The 1,285-nt window shown below is 68.9% G+C and carries 1 protein-coding gene and 1 tRNA gene; both read right to left on the bottom strand.

Features of this window, described 5'->3' with window-relative positions:
- Nucleotides 1-76: transfer RNA gene (locus ACQG3P_RS18870), tRNA-Gly, on the bottom strand.
- A gap of 93 nt (nt 77-169) precedes the next feature.
- Entirely contained in the window at nt 170-1,282 is a 1,113-nt protein-coding gene (locus ACQG3P_RS18865) for an NAD(P)/FAD-dependent oxidoreductase (protein ID WP_426805886.1), read from the bottom strand.
- Between the last annotated feature and the right edge of the window lie 3 nt (nt 1,283-1,285).

Here is a 1,285-nt window from a genome sequence, read left to right as displayed (position 1 = left end):
TGGAGCGGGAAACGAGACTCGAACTCGCGACCTCAACCTTGGCAAGGTTGCGCTCTACCAACTGAGCTATTCCCGCAGTGTTGCTGCGTCCTGCGACCGGCACCTGCGTCGAAGGAGCGCTATTGTGTCGGGATTCCTTCACGTCGTCAACAGGTTTATGCAGCGGTATTCAGCCGTACAGGCGCATGCCGCGACGATGAAAATAGACCTGTTCGGCCACCCGCCGCAGCAGGCGGGACTGCAGCAGAAGATCCAGCGGCCAATCCGCCTGCAGGTGGTCCATGGCCCAGCGCAGCACCCGTTTGCGCCGGAACGTGGGCGCGGCGCGGACGGCGACGCTTTCGGCCGCAGGCCCCCTGCCGCGCAGGTGGCGGGCCACCGCATCGCCGACCGTCCAGCCATGCCGCCAAGCCGAATGGATGCCACCGGCCGACAACGGCGAAACGATACCGGCCGCGTCTCCGGTAAGGATCACGCCCGGCGCGGCGATCGGCCCGCGTGCGAGCCCGCAGGGGACCAGCCCGGCGCGGGTCGCGCTGGGGCGGGCCGCTTCGGGCAGTCCGATCACGCTGCGGATGTGCGCCAGGAAACCCGCCAGGTCCGGCTGGCGCGCATGCGCGGGGTCGTGGCGCAGCGCCAGCCCGATCTGCACACCGGTCGGGTTCTGCGCTGCCCAGCCGATGTAGCCGGGCGCGAAGCGACGGCTGGCGAAGCAGTGCAGCGCGCCACCTTCTGGCAGCTGCAGGCCGGCAAATTCCTGCTCGATCCCGAACAGGGTGTCGTGCACCCGCCCCAGCCCGGTGCGCTGGGCCACGCGCGAACGGGCGCCGTCAGCGCCCACCAGATAGCGCGTGCGCCCTGCCCCGGCCACCTGCCAGCCCTCGCCATCGCGCACGGCCTCGGTGAAGGACTGCTGCAGGCGAAGCTCGACACCATGCGCAGGCAGTTCGGCTGCCAGCCAGCGCATCAAGTTCGGCGTGTCGGTGGTCATGAAGTAGTAGCCCGGTGCGGCCAGCTGCACGCTGCGCAGGTTCGGCGCATACAGGTGCACGCGTTCCACGCGTTGCAGCAGTGCGGGCGGAATGCGCTGCAGCCAGGTCTGTTCAACGACCTCTTTGACCAGGATGCCGGTGGTATGCAGGCGCGCGCCTGGATCTTCCTTGCGTTCCAGCACGCATACGCGCAGGCCGAATTCGGCAGCGGCCAGTGCGCAGGCGGCGCCGGCGAAACTGGCGCCGACCACGACCAGGTCCCAGTCGTATGCGGCGTTGGGGGTGTTCATTGA

Source organism: Stenotrophomonas sp. SrG (assembly GCF_050031795.1).
GTDB lineage: Bacteria > Pseudomonadota > Gammaproteobacteria > Xanthomonadales > Xanthomonadaceae > Stenotrophomonas > Stenotrophomonas rhizophila_A.
This window is presented reverse-complemented; position numbering and strand designations above follow the sequence as displayed.

What these genes read in the sequence shown, in the direction of transcription:
- ACQG3P_RS18865 (WP_426805886.1), bottom strand. Translation starts at nt 1,282, where the DNA reads ATGAACACCCCCAACGCCGCATACGACTGGGACCTGGTCGTGGTCGGC.